The sequence below is a fragment of the Chloroflexota bacterium genome, assembly GCA_018829775.1.
Classification (GTDB): domain Bacteria; phylum Chloroflexota; class Dehalococcoidia; order Dehalococcoidales; family RBG-16-60-22; genus E44-bin89.
This window is the reverse complement of record JAHJTL010000006.1, coordinates 1-15,391: the sequence shown is the minus strand read 5'-3', so window position 1 is coordinate 15,391 and position 15,391 is coordinate 1. Positions and strand designations below refer to the sequence as shown.

The following is a 15,391-nucleotide window of genomic DNA, read 5'->3' as shown; positions in this document are numbered from 1 at the left end:
TGGAATCGAACGGCAAAGTAACGTGACATCGCTGGATATGGAGTCTTATAGTTAACCTTAACAGAAAGCCAAATCGTTTACTCATTCAGAAAGCGGGAGTTTGATAATTTAAGGGATTATTGAATTCGCCTATTGTTTGGTAACTTCGGCTGCATTTTGGCCTGCTATCCGACCTGAAGCGAGAGCCCAGAGATAGCCGGTGCCGGTAAGGTAACCGGGGCACGGATTGCCTGAAGTTGCCGCGCCGCCCAGGCTCGGTGTACTATCACCGGCGGCATAAAGACGGGGTATAGGATGCCCCCGGCGGTGCATTACCTGAGCTCTGGAATTGACTTTAAGCCCACCCATGGACTGTATTACTATTGTCCGGACCCATGTGCCATATAGCTTCCCGGAGGGAAAATATCTGTTAACCGCTGTTTGGAGATTATCGAAGTCAACGCCGGTCTTATTAGCAAGTTCAAATGCCCTTTCACCATAATAAAACAGCCCCATTTCTAAATATTTATCGATATTCCCGTGTAACTTCACCACGCTTGTCAGAATTCTTTCATCCAGGATTAAGAGCGCTATCGCATCCGGTTGCTGCATCACAGGCGGTGCGGTCAGTGCATAGCCTTTACTCTCATCAGTAAATCTCTGCCCATTCTTATTAACCAGGATGGCTCCCTTTGCCATCGCTTCTGATATTCCCAGTATTCGGAGTCCCCTTTTGACAGAACCCAACGAGTACAATTCTGCAGCATCCATATTAAGAACCTCAGCTCCAATCTCCATTCCCATTCGTATGCCATCGCCTGTGCTTCCGGCACCGGAGACACACGGCATTTCAGCATATTTGGGCAGGTACTTGGCCATCATACCCTTATTTTTCCCGAATCCCCCCGCCGCCAGAATCGTAGCTCGCTTGGCTTTTATTATCCCCCTTTCCACTCCGTCAGAAGCCTGCACGCCTTCTACTTCATTTTTTTCGCTTAAGATTAGATGCTCTGCCATCATACCAAGTCTAACATCGGCGCCTTCCCTCATAACCCTTTTGAGAAGTAATCTGACGGTATTAGCTCCATCCAAGCCTCTCTCTAAATGTACTCGAGGGACGCTGTGCCCCGGATAGTGCATTACTTCATAGAACTCGGCACCGATTTCTACCAACCAATCGTACAGCTGGCTGCCTTGCCGGGCTGCCGCGATAACAATATCTTCAGGGATAGTATGGCGGTTAGCCTCGAGAATATCTTTGGCTAATAGTTCTGCTGAGTCCTGAATCCCCTTTTGTCTTTGCAAGGGGGTATCCACAAAAGCGAAAGTGCCGCCCCCGAGAGCCGAGTTACTGGCAAGAGGATTGCGGCGACCCAGGACAATCACTTTTGCTCCGGAATTCATCGATTCGATAGCCGCTGCCAGTCCGGCAAAACCGGCGCCTACGACAAGCACATCACATTGAAGTTCATAAGTTTGTTTACGGCTCACTTTAAGTTAACATCTCTCTTCAGACTAGTAAAAATTGCGGTTGTATATATATTAGCAAGTGTAAGTCTAGATTTAAGAACGCACTTTGTCAACAAAAGCTACTTTATGTAGTTCGTACTCTTTGACAAGAACAATTGAGCTTACTACAGTCTCAATAAATTATGTCTTTGCCTAGATTGAAAGTAAGCGAAATTCCTCTGGGAGACCCCGGGTTAAAGCCAGAATACAGAAATTTAGGAATACCAGTAGTGCTTGCCGATAAAATCGCCTATTACATCTTGCCCGGGCATTACCAGGACTGCGATGCCTCTCTAATTCTGGAAGATAATGGGCCGATAATTAAGATAACAGACCTTTTCGGCGGCCGGTATTACAAGCGATGGCGTATTTATGACCTGCCTCTCAGGTGATTCCCCACAGCCGAATACAATATTTAGTCGCCCTGTTACCTTCTTTCCGATAACCCTGTTAGGCATTTGCCAGACGCATCATCCCAGTGTATGATATATACAGTGGTTTTGGTTTAGGTTATAACGTACTTAGAAAGAGCAATTATCAAATTGCTCGATAGCTCAAGTACTGGATGACCAAAATTCAGGCCAACTATTTGGAAGAGGAGAAATTACTGAATGGGTTTTGAAGACAAGACAATGGAATGCTCCGATTGCGGGTCTAGCTTTACCTTCAGCGCCGAGGAGCAAGAGTTCTTCCAGACCAAAGGCTACACTAACGAGCCCAAACGATGTCCCAAATGCCGCGAAGCAAGGAGAACACAGCGTTATCAAGGCGACAGCTACAACGACCGACCAGCACGCCGGATGTTCCCTGCGGTATGCGCCGAGTGTGGTCAGGAAACTGAGGTGCCATTTGAACCACGCGAAGGTAGACCGGTATATTGCAGTGCGTGCTACAACAAGAACAAAATGACCAGATAGCAACTGATTTGCCGCTCATAGGTTCACCTGCACTCGCCACAAAGGAAAACTCCGCCCGATATTCGATGTCCCCCAGGATTTCCCTTTAAATCGTCTTGCGCCCAGCTATATACAACAAAGAAGCTGGAACCTGGAGGACCATCCTTTTGTAAGTCCGTGTGCCCAGTTTACCGCCCCGATTTGAGAATTCCATTAACGGTAAAGCTGCTGCGCCCCGTAGTAGAATCTGTAAAATCTGAGAAATATCGTTGTCAACAGGGTATTTTTCTGCTCCAGAGCATCTTGACAAATAAGGCCATTGTGATTAATATCAATAACTAATACCTCGACACTCAAGGTATATAGAACACCGAAAATCTTATTTAAAACGGTATGGCAGAGCACGAGAAAATAGAATATCAGGATTTGAAAGCTGGTCAGGAGTTCCCTTCCGCTGCATTTCAGGTAGATACGGCAACAGTGGCCGATTACCTGAAGGCAGTCGAGGAAGACAACGTTATATATCGAAATACTGGACTTGTCCCGCCGATGGCATTGGCGGCCCTGGCGTTGAAGGCGCTGATTAATACCATCTCAATGCCGCCCGGAACGATACATGTTTCGCAGGAATTTGAATTCATTGCTGCTGTTAATACGCGGGATACCTTGACCAGCCAGGCTAAGGTCAGCAGAGTACAGGAGCGTGGCAAGCTGCATTTGATGACCGTCGACATCAGTGTTGTTAACCAGGAGCAGAAACCGGTACTGGCCGGTAAAACAAGTTTTGTATTACCTGTGCAGTAGCGATATGGCGCGAAAATGAGGAAGTGCTATGTCAACGTCGGTTGAACTAAAAGAAGGCGCGAGCCTCCCGACAATTAAAAAGAATATCGTTCAGGACAATATCGACCGGTACGCAAAGGCGAGCGGCGATTTCAATCCCATTCACATTGATGCTGACTACGCCCGCAAGACGCCTCTGGGCGGGACAGTTGCCCACGGTATGCTCATTCTCGCCTACAGTTCTCAGATGATGACCAATGCCTTCGGGCACGACTGGCTCTCCGGCGGCAGGCTCAACGTACGGTTTCGCGCGCCGGCTCGCCCCGGCGATGTCATTACCATCAGTGGCACGGTACGCCGGATAGAAAAAGCTGAAGGCTATCAAATGATTGACTGCGACGTACTCTGTAGCAATCAAAATGATGAGCCGGTGATTACCGGCGATGCCAGGGTAAAGGTGGGAGACAATGAGAATCGCGGTTGACGGCATGGGCGGCGATTACGCCCCCGAAGAGATAGTCAAAGGTGCCGTTATCGCCGCCAGGGAATACGGCGTGCAGATTGCCCTCGTCGGCCCCTCTGACCTGATGAATCAGGAGCTGGCCAAACACGACCTGTCCGGTGCCGAGATAGAAATCGTTCATGCCGGCGAGTACCTGGTTGAAGGCGAACCCCCTGCTTATGCACTGCGACAGAAGAGGGATGCCTCGGTTGCCGTGGCGACCAAGCTGGTTCGGGATGGCAAGGCCGATGCCGTGGTCAGTGCCGGGCCTACCGGCGGGGTGGTCGCCGCCGCCCTGTATATCCTGGGCACTATCGCAGAGATGTCCCGGCCGGTGGCGGGCGGCCCGTTCCTCGGGTTTGCGCCCGATACCCTCATGCTGGACCTGGGCACCAATGTGGACTGCCAGCCATACCAGTTGCTTGACTTCGCCATCATGGGCACGGTTTATGCCCAGAAAATGATGAATATCCCCAACCCGACCGTGGCGCTGCTCAGCGTTGGCACGGAAGAAGGCAAAGGCAATGAAGTGGTCAAGGAAAGCTACCCCCTCTTCCAGAAATGCGGGCTGAACTTCATCGGCAATGTTGAAGGCTATGACATACCTTCGGGAAAGGCCAACGTTATCATCTGCGACGGCTTCGTGGGGAATATTGTGGTCAAATTCTGTGAATCCCTGGGCAAGATAATCGCCGGCTGGCTTGAGAAAAACATACAGGGCAAATTAGCGGAAAAAGAGGTTAAAGAAATAACCGAAGGCCTGCTGCGGGCCACCAATGCCGCCGACGTCCGTGGTGGCGGGCCGCTCTGGGCGGTCAACGGCGTGGCCTGTGTCTCCCACGGTCGCAGTCGCCATGAGGAAATCGCCAAAACCATCGAGCAGGCAAAGCTTGCCGTGGAGCAGGACCTGGTCGGCACACTGAAGGCAGAGCTGTCCGCGGCACGTCAAAGATTAAAAGAGGTTGGTTTCGAGCAATCTTCCAGTTCTTAAACTGAATGAGGTAAAGGAGTCTTACATGTCAGTCGAAGAAACGCTGAAAAAGATAGTAACCAGGGTCACGCGCAAGCCGGACGCCGCTTTCTCACCTGAGGCCACATTTGAGGAGCTGGACGCCGACTCCCTCGATATCGTGCAGATACTGGTGGCACTGGAAGATACCTACGATATCGAGATCCAGGACGAAGAGCTGCAAGAGATCAAGAACATGGGAGACTTCATCGCCTATGTCGAGCGCAAGGTGGGCGAAAAAGGGAAATAGGCATAGCCATGGGCAGTGAGAAACCTCTTAAAGGTAAAGTAGCGTTGATTACCGGCGGTTCCCGGGGCATCGGGCGGGTTATTACGCTGAAACTGGCCTCGGAAGGTGCCGACGTCATCATCAATTTCTTCCGCAAGAAAAGCACCGCCGAGAGTACCGCACAGGAAGCGCGCGATAAAGGCGTCAAAGCCCACATCATCAAGGCCAATGTCGGCGAGCCGGAGCAGATAGAGAGCATGTTCGATGAGATAGAGTCGCAGTTTGGAAAACTGGATATACTGGTCAACAATGCCGCCTCTGGTGTGGCCCGGTCGGCCCTTGACCTGGACGACCGCGGCTGGGACTGGACCATGGATATCAACGCGCGTGCCTTTTTATTATGTGCCCAGAGGGCCGCCAGGCTGATGAAAAGCGGCGGCAAGATGGTGAGCATTTCCAGCCTCGGCTCACGCCTCGTGCTGCCCATCTATGCGGCGGTTGGCGTATCGAAGGCCGCTCTGGAGGCGCTGACCCGCTATCTGGCTGTGGAGCTGGCTCCCAGGGGAATCTGCGTCAACGGCGTTGCCCCCGGTGCCGTAGAGTCAGAGGCTTTGAAACTGTACACCGCCGACCCGAACCTGCCCCAACCGGCGTGGCAGACCACGCCCGCAGGCAGGATGGTGCAGCCCGAAGACATCGCCAACGTGGTCGCCTTTCTCTGCAGTGAAGGGGCGGATATGATACGGGGGCAGATTATTGTCATCGACGGCGGCGTCTCACTAACGCCGATTAATCCAAAAACCGAGGAAAAATGATGGGGAGAACGTTAACCTTACCGACAATCGTCATCACCGGGCTGGGTGCCATTACGCCATTGGGTCTAACTGTGGAGGAGTACTGGCAGGGACTGGTCAACGGCCGGTCGGGATTTGGCCCGATTACCCTGTTTGATGCCAGCGCTTACCCGGTCAGTGTGGCGGCCGAGGTCAAGAACTTTGACCCCGAAAAATATATGCCCCTCAAGCGCGTCGACCGGACATCCCGCTGCATCCAGTTCGCCATCGCGGCGTCGAACATGGCCATCGAATCGGCCCGGCTGGATATGTCGCGTGAGAAGCCGGAAAAGGTCGGCGTGATTATCGCCACCAGCGGCATGATGTCGATAATAGCCGACGAGGGCGAAGTCCTCAGGAAAAAGGGGCCGATGCGGATTGACCCCCTGGGTATTACCAAAACGGCGCCGAGCATGGTCACAGCTCAGGTCGGACTGGAGATTGGCGCCAAAGGGCCCAATACCAGCCTGAACAGTGCCTGCGCCAGCGGCAGCGATGCGCTGGGCATTGCCTTGAACCACCTGCGTCTGGGCCACGCCAACGTTCTTATCGCCGGCGGCGCGGAGGCCAATGTCAACCCGATAGCCATTGCCAGCACCGCCCGGGTAGGAGCCCTGTCCCGGGAGAAAGACCCCGGCAAAGCCAGCCGCCCCTTTGACCTCAACCGTGATGGCTTTGTCTTTGGCGAGGGTGCCGGAATAATGGTACTGGAGACGCTGGAACACGCCCAGGAACGCAGCGCTCCCATTCTGGCCGAACTGGCTGGCGCCGGCTGGTCTTTTGACGCTTACAATGAGACCGCGCCTGATGCGGAGACCCAGGCCATCGCCATGCGGATGGTACTGCAGGATGCCGGTGTCACACCGGAAGAGGTCGACCACATCAATGCTCACGGCACCAGTACCAGACTGAATGACGCCGCCGAGACCAGGGCAATCAAGATGGTCTTCGGTGATAGAGCTTATAAGATACCGGTCAGCTCCAACAAATCGATGATAGGGCATCTCGCCTGCGCTGCCGGCGCGGCAGAGGCGGTAGCCGCCGTAATGACGGTCAGGGAGGGAATTATTCCGCCCACAATCCATTATGAAACGCCTGACCCTGACTGTGACCTTGACTATGTGCCCAATAAAGCAAGACGACAAACTGTCAATGTCTGCCTGTCCAACTCGTTCGGGATGGGCGGCCAGAACTGCAGCGTGATAATCAAGCGTTTTCCCTAGAGGAAAAGATGGAACCGAAAGAACTGGAAGGGAAAGTAGCACTCGTTACCGGCGCTTCGAGAGGCCTGGGCAGGGCCATCGCCCTCAGGCTGGCCAGCCTGGGCTCAAGGGTCGCCATCAACTATCTGACCAGTGATGAGGCGGCAGCCAGCCTGTCAAAGGAGATAAAAATGGGCGGTGGGGAGGCAATGCTGGCCAAGGCAAACGTTGCCGACGCAAAAGAAGTCAGAACGATGGTTCGTAAAATCGTGGACCGGTGGGGGAAACTGGATATCCTGGTGAACAATGCGGGCATAGTCAAAGACGACCTCCTGCCCAGGATGGCTGATGAGACGTGGGACGAGGTGATAAACACCAATCTGCGCGGCGCTTACCTCTGCACCAAGTTTGCCGTGCGCTCCATGATGGAACAGCTCTGGGGCAGGGTCATAAACATCGCTTCTCTCGCCGGTATTGTGGGGAACACGGGACAGGCGAATTATTCGGCAGCCAAGGGAGGGCTTATCGCGTTCACCAAGAGCGTTGCCCGCGAGCTAGGCTCGAGGAATATAACGGTAAACGCCATTGCCCCCGGCTTTATTACCACCGAGATGACCGACAAACTGCCTCAGGAGACCAAAGATGTCATCCTGTCCCGTATTCCGTTAAAGCGTTTCGGCACACCGGATGATATCGCCGAGCTCGTTGCCTTTCTGGCCAGCGAGCGGGCGAGCTACATTACAGCGCAGGTTATCTGCATTGATGGCGGTGTAATATAAATACACTAAGGAGGATTTGCCATGTCCAAAGTAGGTATCGTTACTGACACCACAAGCTGTCTGCCCCCGGAGCTGGTCAAGGAGTATGACATTCGCATCGTGCCGGTGGGTCTGGTCATTGGCGGCAAACATTACAGGGACACAGACCTGACCAACGAGGAATTCTGGCAGCTCTTCTATGCCGCCAACGGAGCATCCACCACAGCCGCTCCCAGCCCGGGTGATTTCGCCAGCGTCTTTGAAGAGCTGGGCAAGTCCACCGATGGCATCGTCTGTATCTTCGTTTCCAAAGCGCTGAGCGCCACCTTTGAGGCTGCCACAAAGGGCAAAGAGCTGGTAAAGGAGAAAAATCCCAAAATCAACATTGAGATTATCGATAGCATGACATCAACCGGTGCCCTCGGTTTCATCGTTCTGGAATCGGCTCGTGCCGCCAAAGCGGGTAAGAGCCTCGATGAAGTTGTTAAGATAACCAATGATATGATTCCCCGGGTGAAGTTCGTCACCGCCATGGACACGCTGAAATACCTCATTAAAAGCGGTCGTGCCCCGAAGATAGCGATGCTCGGTGATGTGTTTGGGGTGAAACCGCTCATCGGCATGGTCAGCAACACCGGGCTGGTGGAGAACCTGGGCCGGGCCAGGGGAAAGAAGAAAGCCCTAGCCAAAATCGTCGAGCTTGCCAAGGAGCATATTGAACCGGGGAAACCGGTACATGCCATGTTCCACTACACCGATAGCATTGCTGATGGCGAAACGCTCCAGGAAATGGTTACCTCGCAGATAGACTGCAAAGAGGTATATTTGACGCCCTACACTCCGGTCATGGCATCGGCGACGGGCGCGGTGGTGGCGTTCGCCTTCTATACTGAATAGAACCAGCCAGCGTTCTGCAGTTTTATTTTCTGCCTTATAAGAGATGAGGACGGTAGAAGATGGCCTGAGCCATCACATCGATGATATTTCTGTCAGTTAAACGTGTTTTCAAATGAGGAGGCACAGAGACATCTCTGTGCCTTTTTCTACTTTGCCGAGCATTGACAGCGAATGACCATTAATACAGAATAGCACCAATAGCGGTGAAGGAGGTAGATGGAAAGTGAAGGTGATATTTACGGAAAATGCGCCCAGACCGGCGGGACACTACTCGCAGGCCATCGTCCACGGCGATACTGTATATGTATGCGGTCAGCTACCGATTGAGCCAAAATCCGGAGAGAAAAAAACCGGCCCGATTGAAGAGCAGACGGAACAGGTACTGAAAAACCTGGCCGAGATATTGCAAGCCGCCGGCAGCGATTTGAATCACGTGTTGAGGGTAACCGTTTACGTCGCTGATATGTCGCTCTGGGAGCGATTAAACGCGGTGTATGCTCGGTTTTTCGGCGAGCACCGGCCGGCGCGTACTGTGGTGCCGGCACCGAATTTACACTTTGGCTTCCAGGTTGAAATCGACGCCATTGCCGCCGTTAAAGCATAATCGAGGCTTGTTATGAACCAGCTTACCTGCACCGAGTGCCTGGCATCATACCCTTTGAAGGAACCGCGATGGCGATGTGACTGCGGCGGCACTCTGGATATCGACTTTCAGCCTGTATTTGACCTGACCCAGATAAAAGGGAGAAAGCCAACCATGTGGCGCTACCGTGAGGCTATCCCTTTGGGGGACGACGACAATATCATTTCTCTCGATGAGGGATTTACACCGTTAACAGAAGTCGTAATTGACGGGAAAGCCGTGCTCATCAAACAGGACCAGCTGTTCCCCACCGGCTCCTACAAGGATAGAGGAGCCTCCGTTCTTATCAGCAAGGTGAAGGAACTGGGCATAAAAGAAGTGGTTGAGGATTCCTCCGGGAATGCCGGTGCCGCAATTGCCGCCTACTGCGCACGCGCCAGCGTTAAATGCCACATTTACGTGCCCCAAAATACCTCCGCAGGAAAGCTCGCCCAGATACAGCTTTACGGAGCGGTACTGCACCAGATACCGGGTAGCCGGGAGGACACGGCGCAGGCAGCCTTACTGGCGGCAGAGAAGATGTACTACGCCAGCCACGCCTGGAACCCGTTTTTCTTCCAGGGCACCAAAACCTTTGCCTTTGAAGTGTGCGAGCAGCTTGGCTGGAAATCTCCTGACACCGTTATCCTGCCCGTTGGCAACGGAACGCTTCTGCTGGGTGCCTACACCGGCTTTAAAGAACTTCTACGGGCAGGGATTACCGACCGTCTGCCCCGAATCATAGGCGTTCAGGCGGAAAACTGTGCCCCCCTTTACCGCGCTTACAAAGATAACCTGGCAGAAGTCCCGCCAGCAGAAACGAAAGAAACTCTGGCCGAGGGTATCGCCATTGCCCGGCCGGTAAGAGGCAGACAGATATTCGATGCCGTCAGGCAGACCGGGGGTGAATTCTTAGCGGTGAGTGAGGAAGAAATCAAGAGGTCGCTTCTGGAAATCTGCCGAAAGGGCTCTTACATCGAACCCACATCGGCGGCCACCATCGCCGGCATCAAGAAGTACCTCCCCAATTCAAATCCGGGTGAAGTCGTGGTCTCCGTTTTCACCGGCCACGGTCTGAAGGCCACCGAGAAAATGCTGAAACTGATGTAGCGTCCTTGACAGGCCATGACCTTCAATGTATATAATGCGGCGGACTTTCGTGATGCCAGCCGTCCGTGACGGCAAACACGATAATTACAAAATATTTTAGGTACAAGGAGGATTATTGTATGTCATTTGGTTCTGGCAAATACACGTATGAACTGGTTGATGGGTGGGCGAAGTATCCCAAAGATTGGTCGATACTTGATGTTGGCGGTATCACTGTCGACAAGCAGGACAGGGTATATGTTTTCAATCGCAGCGCGCATCCCCTGATGATATTCGACCGCGAGGGAAACGTGCAGTCCACCTGGGGAGAAGGAATCTTCAAGCGGGCGCACGGCAGCTGTATTGATTCTGAAGGAAATATTTACTGCACCGATGATTTCAATCACACCGTACGTAAATTCACTTCAGACGGTAAGCTGCTTATGACTCTGGGCACCGAGGACAAACCGTCGGACACGGGCTACATTAATGAGTTTGACTTCTTTGCCAGTCTGGTGACCATCACCAGAGGCGGCGGGCCTTTCAACCGACCCACCGGAGTCGCCGTTGGCCCCTCGGGAAATATCTATATTGCCGATGGCTACGGGAATGCCCAGGTTCATAAATTCACCGGCGACGGCAAATACCTGTTCTCATGGGGTGGACCGGGCACTGGCCCGAGCCAGTTCCGCCTCCCACACAACATCTGGGTGGACAGGCAGGAGCGGGTCTGGATTCCCGACCGGGAAAACAGCCGCTTCCAGATATTCGATAGCGAAGGCAAACTGCTCGACATGTGGACCGACCAGCTCCGCCCTACCGACCTATTCATCGATGATGAGGATACCGTGTATATCTCTGACCTGGCAGACCGTGTCAGAGTATGCACCATCGACGGTAAGCTGCTGTCCGAGTGGGCAGCAGAAGGAACGGAACGGGAGAAAGCTTTATTCATCGCCCCGCACGCTATTGCCGTTGATTCACAGGGCAGTATCTACGTTGGTGAGGTTGCCTACACCGGCTTCAAAATTGACAAAGGGCCGAGGGCGATCCAGAAATTCGCCCGCAAAACGTAATAGTTACTTGATGCTGATAAAAAGATAAAAAGGAATCACTGGAGGACCTGACGCGATGAAAAGAGCGATGAGGATTAATCCCGATGATAATACCGCCACCGCCCTGAATGATATCGATGCCGGGGAAACCATCAGTCTGGTCTCAAAGTCGGGGCCAGTCGGGGAAATGACCGCCAAGCAGGCAGTGCCGTTCGGGCATAAGCTGGCCGTTGTTGATATCAAAAAGGGCGATAAAGTCCTGAAGTACGGAGAGGTAATCGGCCTGGCCACTCAGCAGATTAGCAACGGAGAGCATGTGCACACCCACAATGTCATAAGTGCACTCCTCCCCGGCGGCAAGGAGGTTAAGTAATGGAATTCCTGGGTTATGAAAGACCGGACGGTTCGGCGGGAATACGCAACCACGTAGCTGTGATTTCAGCCAATCGCTGCAGCAACGAAATGGCCGCTACCATCGCCGATGCGGTGCCGGGCACCGTGGCCGTTATTACCACGCATCCCTGCGCCCGCCTTAAAGATGATAACGAAAAGGCGTTTCGCTTCTTTACCGGTGCAGGCACCAATCCCAATGTTTACGCCGCCATTGTTATCGGTGTCGGCTGCGAGAACCCTTCCCCGTCCAGCATTGGTAAGGAGATTGCCAAATCAAAGAGGCCGGTTGAGGTCCTCACCGTGATGGAGAGCGACGGTTTTCAGGATTTCATTGACCGGGGTTTGACTATCGCCCGCCGCATGGCTGCTGAGGCATCCGAGATGCAGCGGAAGCCCTTTCCCTTGAGCTACCTCACCATCGGTGTAAAATGCGGCGGTTCCAGTGCTGTATCGGGCCTTGCCGGCAACCTGGCCACCGGCAAAGTATTTGACCGGTTAGTTGCTGAAGGAGGCACCGCCATTTTCTCGGAAACCACCGAGGTTATCGGCGCTGACCATCTGCTGGCAAAAAGGGCAGTGAACGAAGAGGTAGCCCGCAAGTTCCGTGAAATGGTCGACCGGCATGAGGCGATGATTGAAGCCACCGGCGAGGATATCAGAGGAACCCAGCCTACCCGCGGGAACATTGCCGGGGGCTTGACCACAATTGAAGAAAAATCACTGGGGGCACTGGCCAAGACCGGGACCACCCCGCTGCAGGGCGCGCTGGAACATGGTGAGAAACCAGGGGGCAAAGGACTGTACTTCATGGACGGCTCGGCTCAGACCAGCGAATTGATAAGCGGCGAAATGGCGTCCGGGGCACTCATCCACATTTACTCCACCGGCGGCGGCATCACCTCCAGCTTCCGCTGTACCGCAGGTTGGGGCGGTGAAATACCAATCATTCCCCAGATTTCCGTGGTCAGCCGGCAGAGCACCCCGCGGGACAGCCAGGAAAAGGACTTCTTTGATATCTATGCTGATACGATAATCGAAGGGACGGAATCGGTTGACGAAGTTGCCGACCACTTTTTCGACGAGGTCATCGCAGTTGCCTCAGGCAAGCTGACCAGGCGCGAGATGCGCAAGGGATACCGCGAACCAATCGTCTTATATACCCTTGGTCCGATATTGTAGAGCAAACGTGATGATGTATTTCGCTTGACACACCGAGGCCCTTTATTGGAAGATGTGCTGATAACACGGGATACGAACATAGATAAGGAGGTACAACCATGATTGTCAAAGTGCCGCAGTTCTGCTGGTACGGTGACACCGAGCTGGAACTGGATTTTCCCGATTCCTGGGAGGTGATTGTCCCCAGAATGGCCGGGGAGAATGCCCCCAAAATGTCTGGTGGACAGATAAGGGATGCGCTTCGTAAACCCATAGGCACACCGCGCCTTGCCGAAATGGCGCGAGGCAAAAAAGAGGTGTGCATTATCTTCGACGACCTCACCCGACCAACCAAGGCCGACCAGATTATCCCGCACGTTCTGGATGAGCTGCATGAGGGAGGCATCAAGGATGAGAACATCCGGTTTATCGCTGCCCTCGGACTCCACGGTGCCATGAAGCTCATGGACTTCCAGAAAAAGCTGGGTGAGGAAATACCCCAGAAGTACCTCGTCTTCAACCACAATCCTTATGAGAACTGCACCTACCTGGGAGAAACCTCGCGCGGCATTCCGGTTTCGGTTAACAGCGAGTTCATGGCCTGCGATTTGAAGGTATCCGTCGGGTCGCTCGTACCCCATCCCACCGCCGGTTTCGGCGGCGGAGGCAAGATGATACTTCCCGGCGTGTCCAGCACCGAATCCATTGCCGCCAATCACGGCAGGCTGTGTACCATTTCTGATACCGGAACCATAGTGATGGATACCTGGGGCAGGGTGGACGACAACACCATGCGACTGGACATGGAAGAAATCGCGCGCATGGCGGGGCTTGATTTCTCCATCAATGCCCTGGTGAACATCAAGCGGGATACCATCGGGCTTTTCTGCGGCGACCTGGTTAAAGCCCAGCGTGAGGGCGTGAAAATGGCGCGCCAAGTCTATGCAACCGAAGCGCCAAACGAGGCCGATATCGTTGTGGCCAATGCCCATGCCAAAGCCAACGAGGCCGCCTTAGTGGCAGGCCTGGGGAGCAAGATGCTCAAGGAATCCGGCGGCGACTTCGTTGTCATCGGCAATATCCCCGAGGGGCAGGTCTGTCATTACCTTGCCCGCAGCTTCGGTAAGACTATCGGCGGCCAGCTCTATGGGGCCCACAAGAAACTGCCGCCCAGGGTAAAGCGGATGTTCGCCCTCGGCCCTTATATTGACAAGGCCGGACTCGACTGGATCGGCCCGATTGACAAGATTACCATCCTCAATAGCTGGGCTGAGATCCTGAATGCGCTGAAAAATGGCAACGGGAACAAGGCAAAGGCGGTGGTCATCCCCGACGGCACACTGCAGTACTTCCCGCACAGCGGACTGCCCAGCGGTGCCACCATTCCCGGCGACTAAACAATCAAAGTTCAAATAAAGGCAGGGTGCCGGCGAAACCATCAACCGACACCCTGCTTTTTTGTTCCTTAAATCGATTTAACCGGAACAAACATCACACTTCGGCACCGCTTCCGGAAAGTACTGGATAGTGGCATCCGGCACCACGGCCACTTTGGCCTTATTGCCATAGCGTTTCTCCAGGTCCTGAATGACCTCTGGCCAGCTCCTCGCCCAGTTCACCATCTCATAAGGCGCTACCCAGTCGGCGCCAACTTTATCCGAATACGGTGCCAGAATGGTCAGCTTCTTTGTGTTGCTCGGCAGCGCGTTCTTGCGGCACAGCGGACCCCACCCAAGCCCGCCATAGTTCTTGCCAAAGCTGCGGTCGAAGTAATGATGTATCTGGCCTTCCGGCGTCACCACCACCAGCACCATGTCGCCGCCGCCGTCCTCAGCCAGCAGCGGGGAGACCACCGGCGTAGCCAGCAGCATCTCGTTCGCCTTGGAAAAGCAGTTGGCCACGACGATATCGGCATTCCAGACCACATCGGTGGCGTAGTGCTCCATGGCCACCTTCACCCCCTCCCGGTGCTCCTCCACCGGGTCGCCGACGAACAGCGCGGTGACTTCCCTTTTCAGATTGACGATGGCGTCCACCTTGACATCAAGTCGGGCCATCCTGGCGGCCTCAATGATGTCCTCAAGGATTACGTTTTCCCGCAGCTTGCCAATGGCTACTGAAGGGTCGAACACCAGCCGGTTGTGGTTGGAGGCAATGGTCTGCATGGAGGCAACCCCGGGCAGGATGACCTTGCAGCCACCGCCAAAGCCGTAGGGGTGCGGCACGATAGTGCCGATGCCTATTTTCAGCTCGCAGGCAACGAACTCGCTATTAACCTCTATCGGTGTTCCGTACTTGCTCACACCGAGAGGCGTACAGTTCTCATAGGGATTGTGGTTGTAGACCAGGAACCGCGACATGACATCATCGCCCAGCTTCTTCCTGAAGTCTATGCCGTTCATCGTGCCGTGCGCACCGATGGCGGCAATGAAGCGGATGTTATCATCGGGGATTCCTGCCTCGGCCAGTTCTTCCAG

Annotated in this window: 18 protein-coding genes; 16 read left to right on the top strand and 2 right to left on the bottom strand. The window is 54.0% G+C overall.

Annotated elements, in window-relative coordinates:
- Positions 1–129: 129 nt before the first annotated feature.
- The gene (locus KKD83_00635; GenBank protein ID MBU2534658.1) at positions 130–1,470 is read right to left on the bottom strand and encodes an FAD-dependent oxidoreductase; all 1,341 of its coding nucleotides are present in this window, start codon (positions 1,468–1,470) and stop codon (positions 130–132) included.
- A 248-nt stretch (positions 1,471–1,718) separates the two neighbouring features.
- On the opposite strand from KKD83_00635, the gene KKD83_00630 reads away from it, so the two are divergent.
- The 16 genes from KKD83_00630 (at position 1,719) to KKD83_00555 (ending at position 14,311) form a co-directional block, all read left to right on the top strand.
- Entirely contained in the window at positions 1,719–1,880 is a 162-nt protein-coding gene (locus KKD83_00630) for a hypothetical protein (GenBank protein ID MBU2534657.1), read from the top strand.
- Between the two features lie 219 nt (positions 1,881–2,099).
- Positions 2,100–2,405, top strand: coding sequence for a zinc-ribbon domain containing protein (locus tag KKD83_00625; GenBank protein MBU2534656.1), 306 nt, complete (start codon positions 2,100–2,102; stop codon positions 2,403–2,405).
- A gap of 372 nt (positions 2,406–2,777) precedes the next feature.
- The gene (locus tag KKD83_00620; GenBank protein MBU2534655.1) at positions 2,778–3,188 is read left to right on the top strand and encodes a MaoC family dehydratase N-terminal domain-containing protein; all 411 of its coding nucleotides are present in this window, start codon (positions 2,778–2,780) and stop codon (positions 3,186–3,188) included.
- A gap of 28 nt (positions 3,189–3,216) precedes the next feature.
- Positions 3,217–3,651 carry a MaoC family dehydratase gene (locus KKD83_00615; protein MBU2534654.1) on the top strand — a complete coding sequence of 145 codons (435 nt, stop codon included), beginning with the start codon at positions 3,217–3,219 and terminating at the stop codon, positions 3,649–3,651.
- Complete coding sequence (plsX, locus tag KKD83_00610) at positions 3,635–4,660, top strand: phosphate acyltransferase PlsX (GenBank protein ID MBU2534653.1); 1,026 nt, start codon at positions 3,635–3,637, stop codon at positions 4,658–4,660. The genes KKD83_00615 and plsX overlap by 17 nt, the downstream gene beginning before the upstream one ends.
- Positions 4,661–4,685: 25 nt before the next feature.
- Entirely contained in the window at positions 4,686–4,928 is a 243-nt protein-coding gene (locus KKD83_00605; GenBank protein ID MBU2534652.1) for an acyl carrier protein, read from the top strand.
- A gap of 8 nt (positions 4,929–4,936) precedes the next feature.
- Positions 4,937–5,722, top strand: a complete 786-nt coding sequence (fabL, locus tag KKD83_00600; GenBank protein MBU2534651.1) for an enoyl-[acyl-carrier-protein] reductase FabL — start codon at positions 4,937–4,939, stop codon at positions 5,720–5,722.
- Positions 5,722–6,963, top strand: coding sequence for a beta-ketoacyl-ACP synthase II (gene fabF, locus KKD83_00595; protein MBU2534650.1), 1,242 nt, complete (start codon positions 5,722–5,724; stop codon positions 6,961–6,963). Before fabL ends, fabF begins: the two co-directional genes overlap by 1 nt.
- Positions 6,964–6,971: 8 nt before the next feature.
- Complete coding sequence (gene fabG, locus KKD83_00590; protein MBU2534649.1) at positions 6,972–7,721, top strand: 3-oxoacyl-[acyl-carrier-protein] reductase; 750 nt, start codon at positions 6,972–6,974, stop codon at positions 7,719–7,721.
- 21 nt (positions 7,722–7,742) lie between these two features.
- Positions 7,743–8,597, top strand: a complete 855-nt coding sequence (locus tag KKD83_00585; GenBank protein MBU2534648.1) for a DegV family protein — start codon at positions 7,743–7,745, stop codon at positions 8,595–8,597.
- Positions 8,598–8,820: 223 nt separating this feature from the next.
- On the top strand, positions 8,821–9,201 hold the full coding sequence (locus KKD83_00580; protein MBU2534647.1) for a Rid family detoxifying hydrolase: 381 nt from the start codon (positions 8,821–8,823) through the stop codon (positions 9,199–9,201).
- A 12-nt stretch (positions 9,202–9,213) separates the two neighbouring features.
- Complete coding sequence (gene thrC / locus KKD83_00575; GenBank protein MBU2534646.1) at positions 9,214–10,329, top strand: threonine synthase; 1,116 nt, start codon at positions 9,214–9,216, stop codon at positions 10,327–10,329.
- A gap of 119 nt (positions 10,330–10,448) precedes the next feature.
- Positions 10,449–11,384 (top strand): peptidyl-alpha-hydroxyglycine alpha-amidating lyase family protein, encoded by a 936-nt coding sequence (locus tag KKD83_00570; protein MBU2534645.1) that lies wholly within the window; start codon positions 10,449–10,451, stop codon positions 11,382–11,384.
- A 55-nt stretch (positions 11,385–11,439) separates the two neighbouring features.
- On the top strand, positions 11,440–11,736 hold the full coding sequence (locus KKD83_00565; protein MBU2534644.1) for a UxaA family hydrolase: 297 nt from the start codon (positions 11,440–11,442) through the stop codon (positions 11,734–11,736).
- Positions 11,736–12,935 (top strand): UxaA family hydrolase, encoded by a 1,200-nt coding sequence (locus KKD83_00560; GenBank protein MBU2534643.1) that lies wholly within the window; start codon positions 11,736–11,738, stop codon positions 12,933–12,935. The genes KKD83_00565 and KKD83_00560 overlap by 1 nt, the downstream gene beginning before the upstream one ends.
- A 98-nt stretch (positions 12,936–13,033) precedes the next feature.
- A complete protein-coding gene (locus KKD83_00555; protein MBU2534642.1) occupies positions 13,034–14,311 on the top strand; it encodes a DUF2088 domain-containing protein in 1,278 nt (425 codons plus the stop codon).
- A 78-nt stretch (positions 14,312–14,389) separates the two neighbouring features.
- On the opposite strand, the gene KKD83_00550 is transcribed toward KKD83_00555, so the two are convergent.
- The coding region (locus tag KKD83_00550; GenBank protein ID MBU2534641.1) for a DUF2088 domain-containing protein at positions 14,390–15,391 on the bottom strand (1,002 nt) is incomplete at its 5' end.

Excerpts from the sequence above, each read along its gene's own strand:
- KKD83_00585 (MBU2534648.1), top strand. The coding sequence starts at position 7,743 with ATGTCCAAAGTAGGTATCGTTACTGACACCACAAGCTGTCTGCCCCCG.
- KKD83_00565 (MBU2534644.1), top strand. The coding sequence starts at position 11,440 with ATGAAAAGAGCGATGAGGATTAATCCCGATGATAATACCGCCACCGCC.
- thrC (MBU2534646.1), top strand. The coding sequence starts at position 9,214 with ATGAACCAGCTTACCTGCACCGAGTGCCTGGCATCATACCCTTTGAAG.
- fabL (MBU2534651.1), top strand. The coding sequence starts at position 4,937 with ATGGGCAGTGAGAAACCTCTTAAAGGTAAAGTAGCGTTGATTACCGGC.
- KKD83_00605 (MBU2534652.1), top strand. The coding sequence starts at position 4,686 with ATGTCAGTCGAAGAAACGCTGAAAAAGATAGTAACCAGGGTCACGCGC.
- KKD83_00620 (MBU2534655.1), top strand. The coding sequence starts at position 2,778 with ATGGCAGAGCACGAGAAAATAGAATATCAGGATTTGAAAGCTGGTCAG.
- KKD83_00570 (MBU2534645.1), top strand. The coding sequence starts at position 10,449 with ATGTCATTTGGTTCTGGCAAATACACGTATGAACTGGTTGATGGGTGG.
- fabG (MBU2534649.1), top strand. The coding sequence starts at position 6,972 with ATGGAACCGAAAGAACTGGAAGGGAAAGTAGCACTCGTTACCGGCGCT.
- fabF (MBU2534650.1), top strand. The coding sequence starts at position 5,722 with ATGGGGAGAACGTTAACCTTACCGACAATCGTCATCACCGGGCTGGGT.
- KKD83_00615 (MBU2534654.1), top strand. The coding sequence starts at position 3,217 with ATGTCAACGTCGGTTGAACTAAAAGAAGGCGCGAGCCTCCCGACAATT.
- KKD83_00625 (MBU2534656.1), top strand. The coding sequence starts at position 2,100 with ATGGGTTTTGAAGACAAGACAATGGAATGCTCCGATTGCGGGTCTAGC.
- KKD83_00560 (MBU2534643.1), top strand. The coding sequence starts at position 11,736 with ATGGAATTCCTGGGTTATGAAAGACCGGACGGTTCGGCGGGAATACGC.
- plsX (MBU2534653.1), top strand. The coding sequence starts at position 3,635 with ATGAGAATCGCGGTTGACGGCATGGGCGGCGATTACGCCCCCGAAGAG.
- KKD83_00555 (MBU2534642.1), top strand. The coding sequence starts at position 13,034 with ATGATTGTCAAAGTGCCGCAGTTCTGCTGGTACGGTGACACCGAGCTG.